The organism is Sulfurovum sp. bin170, assembly GCF_010892395.1.
Classification (GTDB): Bacteria; Campylobacterota; Campylobacteria; order Campylobacterales; family Sulfurovaceae; genus UBA1140.
In genome coordinates, this window is record NZ_JAACKB010000424.1 from 1 (window position 1) to 5,130 (window position 5,130).

At 35.9% G+C, this 5,130-nt stretch carries 7 protein-coding genes; 5 read left to right on the forward strand and 2 right to left on the reverse strand.

Translation table 11 applies throughout. The features are described 5' to 3' along the window. From GSY74_RS10070 to GSY74_RS10090, 5 genes are all read left to right on the forward strand, one after another. Positions 1 to 799 (forward strand): hypothetical protein (locus GSY74_RS10070; protein ID WP_223157530.1); only part of this gene is annotated, 799 nt, incomplete at its 5' end. Continuing rightward, positions 792 to 1,058 (forward strand): helix-turn-helix domain-containing protein, encoded by a 267-nt coding sequence (locus GSY74_RS10075; RefSeq protein ID WP_164664972.1) that lies wholly within the window; start codon positions 792 to 794, stop codon positions 1,056 to 1,058. The genes GSY74_RS10070 and GSY74_RS10075, both read left to right, overlap by 8 nt. Next, positions 1,051 to 2,331 carry a HipA domain-containing protein gene (locus GSY74_RS10080; protein ID WP_164664973.1) on the forward strand — a complete coding sequence of 427 codons (1,281 nt, stop codon included), beginning with the start codon at positions 1,051 to 1,053 and terminating at the stop codon, positions 2,329 to 2,331. The genes GSY74_RS10075 and GSY74_RS10080 overlap by 8 nt, the downstream gene beginning before the upstream one ends. Positions 2,332 to 2,381: 50 nt before the next feature. Continuing rightward, on the forward strand, positions 2,382 to 2,579 hold the full coding sequence (locus GSY74_RS10085; protein ID WP_164664974.1) for a hypothetical protein: 198 nt from the start codon (positions 2,382 to 2,384) through the stop codon (positions 2,577 to 2,579). Further along, positions 2,569 to 2,997: a PIN domain-containing protein gene (locus GSY74_RS10090; RefSeq protein ID WP_164664975.1), complete on the forward strand. Its 429-nt coding sequence runs from the start codon at positions 2,569 to 2,571 to the stop codon at positions 2,995 to 2,997. Before GSY74_RS10085 ends, GSY74_RS10090 begins: the two co-directional genes overlap by 11 nt. A gap of 18 nt (positions 2,998 to 3,015) precedes the next feature. Here GSY74_RS10090 and GSY74_RS10095 read toward each other — a convergent pair whose 3' ends face one another. Together GSY74_RS10095 and GSY74_RS10100 are read right to left on the reverse strand one after the other, a co-directional pair. After that, positions 3,016 to 4,986, reverse strand: coding sequence for an efflux RND transporter permease subunit (locus tag GSY74_RS10095; RefSeq protein WP_164664976.1), 1,971 nt, complete (start codon positions 4,984 to 4,986; stop codon positions 3,016 to 3,018). Further along, a partial coding sequence (locus tag GSY74_RS10100) for an efflux RND transporter permease subunit (RefSeq protein ID WP_164664977.1) occupies positions 4,935 to 5,130 on the reverse strand: 196 nt, incomplete at its 5' end. The genes GSY74_RS10095 and GSY74_RS10100, both read right to left, overlap by 52 nt.

A 5,130-nucleotide genomic window follows, 5' to 3' on the forward strand; every position in this document is an offset into this window, starting at 1 on the left:
CCAATTTAGAAAAAAGTTTAATATCACTTTTATAGTAGCCACACATTCTCTACAGATTATAGAAAATTCTGATGCAAATGATATTTACTATTTTGAAAATAATGATGGGCATATTACTATATCAAACCCTATATATCCTGCATATGTAACAAAAAATTTATATAAACATAGCTACTACGATAAAGTTCTTTTAGTAGAAGATGAATTAGCAGAAAAGTTTTTAAAAAACACCATAGATAAAATAGATAAAAATTTTAAATATAGACTTTATTTTACAATTATTCCAATTGGTGGATGGAGAAAACTTTTAGAGGTTTCTTTACTAAAAAATACTTATTATGTAAATGCTAAAGTTGTTACAGTTTTCGATAAAGATATTGAAGAGGATTTAAATAAAGAATTACAAAAACAAGCTATAGAAGAATTAAAAAAAGAGTTCACTTTTATTCCTGTAGAAGATAATATAGAAAAGTTTACATTAAAAAATTTATTTAAAAATCCAAAGTTTCATAGATATATTGAGTCAGAATGTTTAAAGGATGAATTTAAATTTACAAACTTAAGTATAAAAGAATTTAAAGAAACTGATAATTCAAAGACAATTAAGAGTAAATTTAATAATAATGAAAAAAGTTTAGTAAGACAAATTGGAGATTATTCAGAAGATAAATTTAAAGAAAATTATTCTTTAATAGAAGATAAGATAGTTGATTTTATTTTTGAAGAGCTTAGTGATAGTCCTGAATATTTAGCATTTGAAAAGAGACTAAAAGAGTTTTTTGAGGTAAAAAATGACTAAAGGAAAAAAAGTAAAACCAACCCAACCACCATCATTCAACAAACCCATAACCCTAGAAACCATAGGAAAGTTCATAAAAGCAAGAAGAACACAACAAGGCTTAAATACCCTTGACTGTGCCATGCTCTGCAACATCTCAGCCCATACCTTAAACAAAATAGAAAATGGTTTTGAGGGAGTAAGACTTAACACTCTGCTTCAAATTATGGAAGCATTAGGCATGGAGATGAACATGAAAGATTGGAATAGTGATGAATAGTTTAAAAGTTAGTATGCAAAATAAAATAGTAGGAAAACTTTCAATAGATAAAGATGAAAATTACCACTTTGAGTACGATAAGAGTTGGATAGTAAAAGGCTTTGTTATCTCTCCACATTTAGCATTTAATGGTAAATATTCATCAAGCATTATCAAACGATTTTTAGAAAATCTTATCCCTGAGGGAGAGGGATTAGAAGATATTGCTACCTTTGCACATATCTCTAAAAATAATACCTTTGCCATGATGCACACCATTGGTTATGACACGGCAGGAGCTTTGATGTTTGGAGAGAACCATGAAGCTAATCAAGCTATTTTTAGAGAGATACCAACCAAAGAGTTAAGCGATAGAATAGAAAAACTAGAGAGTAAAAGTATCGCTATTTGGGATAAAACTGTTCGGCTCTCGTTGGCAGGAGTTCAAGCAAAATTGCCTGTGATTATTAAAGATGAAAAAATTGGTTTGGGAAATGGTACGCTTAGCTCAACACATATTATGAAGTTTCAGACTAAAAAACATCTGCACATTGTGGTTAATGAGCTTTTCTGTATGACTTTGGCTAAAAAAATAGGTCTGAATGTGGCTGATGTGGAGTTGAAACGATTTGAGAGTTACCCTGTGTTGTTGGTTAAAAGGTTTGATAGAATTTACAAAGATGATTTTGTGATACGACTACATATTATAGATGGTTGTCAAATGCTAAACTTACCACCAACTTACAAGTATGAACAAAACTTTGGTTCATTACGAGATGTTGCACATATTCGAGAGGGTGCAAGTTTTAAAAAGCTTTTTGCTATGACAAAAAAGTGTGCTGTTCCTGCTATAGCACAATTAGAGTTGGTCCATTGGGCGATGTTTAATCTTATCATCGGAAATTCTGATGCTCATGGCAAGAACTTCTCTTTTTTTGTAGATAGACGAGGTATTAAGCCAACACCTTTTTATGATATGCTTTGCGTAATGATGTATGATTTTGACCACAATCTAGCAATGGCTTATGGAGATGAATTTAACCCTAATGAAGTGTTTGCTTATCGACTTCGAGAGTTTGCAGAAGATGTGGGAATGAACTATAAGCTTATCTCTAAAGTTTTAGTTAAAGAGTGTGATAAGATTATTAAAACTTTGGAAGAGGATATTATAGAGAGAGAAGTTCTTCTTGAAGAGGAGTCTATTTTTATAGAAAAATTATCAGAGTTTATATTGGAACGAGCTAATAGGTTTAGAGAGATTGGATTGGAAATGGCTTTTGTTTCCTTTCCGTAAATTTTAATTTTTTTAGCTATACTAAAGATAATAAATAAAAAGGAGTCAAAATGCAAACCATAAGATTAGATATAAATAATCACAATATTTTCAACACCATCATGGATTTTTTAAATAATCTACCACAACATGAATTTAAAGTAAAAGTGGAAAAAAAACCAGTTGTTGCAAAGAGAAAAAAACTAAGAGCTATTTCTTTAAAAACCAAAGGGTTTAAATTTGATAGAAATGAAGCCAATGAGCGATAAAGTTTTTTTAGATACGAACATTGTCATTTATTCTTATTCAGAAGATGAGCCTGAAAAGCAAGAGATAGCTAATGATATTTTAGAGCAGTATAGCAACCAAATTATTATCTCTAATCAGGTTATTAATGAGTTGTCCAATACACTTTTTAGAAAATTTAAACTTAATGCAGATGAAGTTAGAGAAACAGTTTTAGAGTTAAATGATAACTTTCCTATTGTCAATTTTAACCTACAGACTCAACTCAAAGGGATAGAGCTTAAGGGAAAATATAAACTACAATTTTATGACTCAATGATATTGGCTACAGCTTTAGAAAATGGTTGTAATATTGTCTTTAGCGAAGATATGCAACATAATCAAGTGATAGAAAATCAACTAACAATTATAAATCCATTCAGAGATATAAAATCCAAATAAAAGAGGTTTAGATAATCCCTAAACCTTTTTTATATTCTCCTCCCCAACCCACCAAACAAACACCAAAGGAATAAAAACCAGCGTCATAAAAGTCCCAACAATCAACCCACCAATCGCCACAGCCCCAAGAGGAGCGAGTCTCTCAAGCCCAATAGCAGACCCCTGAGCCACAGGTAACATCCCCACAGATACAGCAAACGCCGTCATCAATACAGGTCGAGTTCGTATCTTTATCGACTCCAACATCGCTTCGGTTTTGTTCATCCCAGCTCTCATCTGTTCGAGTGCAAAGTGAATGAGTAAAATGGCATTGTTCACAATAATCCCAGAGAGCAACATAAAGCCCATCATCGCAGGCATGGAGACATGATAACCAATCGCTAACATTGTCCATGAAGCCCCTATAACTGTTAGTGGAATAGAGAAGAGTACCATCAGTGAAATCTTAATCGAGTTAAACATCGCTATGAGGGTAAAGAGTATTAATACTACTGCCACGATGATAGCTCCAACCATTCGCTCTGCTGATGCTTTAAACTGTTTCTCGTCGCCTATCTGTTCGACCTCTATGCTTGGGTCTATGCTAATCTTTGCCATCTCTTTTTCAAGATTTGCCATAATATGTGAGATAGCCCCTTTCTCTCTGTCTCCATAGACTTCAAGCGTGTAGTTTAACCCATCTCGTGTAATGGTGCTTGGCTCTTTACTATAAGAAACCGTGGCTATTTTGTTCAGAGGTATTTTACCTTTTGGAGTGACTATCAATGTGGTTAAAATGGTTTTAAAATCATCTATCTGCTTTTGAGGTAACCAGACCCTAACCGTATAATCCATTGAGTTGGCTTTTGGGAAAGTCGCCACAGGAACACCACGAAGCATCATCTGTATTTGAGCTGTGACATCGGAGCGATTTAAACCATACTCCATCGCCTCTTGTTCATTGATTTCAAGGTTATAGACCACTTTGTCCATGTCCCAAGTTTTAGAGACCGAGATGATACCTTGGGTGTTGTTCATCGCTTTTTCTACCTCGACTCCTGCCTCTTGAAGCTTTTCATAATCAGGAGAGCTTAACAGAGTATCAACAGAAGCTCGAATACTTGCCAAGGCTGTTGCTCCATAAGGGGTAATAACCAACTGTTTGACATTGGGAATCTTGGCGATTTCAGTTCGTAGATACCTAGCAATCTCCCAAATATCCTCTTCTCGTTCGTGTCGGTTGACATAGGTTGCCACAATAGATAAATGGTCAACTCCTGCACCACTTCCGATACTCATCACTCCTGCTTCGCTTCCGATGCTTCCTGAGAGTCTCAATAGCTTTCCTTGGCTTTGGACGATGCTGTTGACGGCTTTCATTATCGCTTCACTTTTTTCTATGGGTAGGTTGGCTTCGGTGGTTATTTTGATATTGACAGCACCTGTGTCCATTGGTGGCATGAGTTCTTGACCGACGACAGGCATGACAATTTTGACCGAAGTTACAAAGAGGGCGATAAGTACAACTCCATAGAGCAGAGCGACCGATTTAAACTTAACTCCTGCGATGACGATGGAAGCGAACATGGACTGAATGATGTCATTGACGCGAGAGACCACCGAGTGAAAAGCATCTTCAACACGCAGTAAAATAGGGTTCTTGATACTTAAAAAGTAAAGCGACAAAAGAGGAACAGCCGTCACAGAGATGATGTATGAAGCGACCAATGCCAAGAGCAGCGTCCCCACCAATGGAGCAAAAACCGTTTGAGGATAACCACCCACAAAAAGCATGGGAGCTAGGGCTATCATGGTGGTTACAGTTCCACTTAGGTCGGCGAACATTATCTCTTTGGTTCCGTCAAAAACAGCAGAGTGGATGTCTTTGCCAAGCTCACGGTAGTGCCTTTCGATGTTCTCCATGACCACGACGGTATCGTCTAGAAGCAGTCCAAGGGCTAAGATGATGGCTGTGAGGGTAATGACTTGAAGTCGATGCCAACGAGCCACATTAGGGCAATGGTCGAAGCGTAGACGATGGGAATGTTCATCATAATGACGATGATTTGACGGAAACTTGCCAAGAAGAGAAATACCACAATCGTGGACATGATAATCGCGTCACGCAGGGACTCAAACATATTTTCGGTACTC

Excerpts from the sequence above, each read along its gene's own strand:
- GSY74_RS10075 (WP_164664972.1), top strand. The coding sequence starts at position 792 with ATGACTAAAGGAAAAAAAGTAAAACCAACCCAACCACCATCATTCAAC.
- GSY74_RS10080 (WP_164664973.1), top strand. The coding sequence starts at position 1,051 with ATGAATAGTTTAAAAGTTAGTATGCAAAATAAAATAGTAGGAAAACTT.
- GSY74_RS10085 (WP_164664974.1), top strand. The coding sequence starts at position 2,382 with ATGCAAACCATAAGATTAGATATAAATAATCACAATATTTTCAACACC.
- GSY74_RS10090 (WP_164664975.1), top strand. The coding sequence starts at position 2,569 with ATGAGCGATAAAGTTTTTTTAGATACGAACATTGTCATTTATTCTTAT.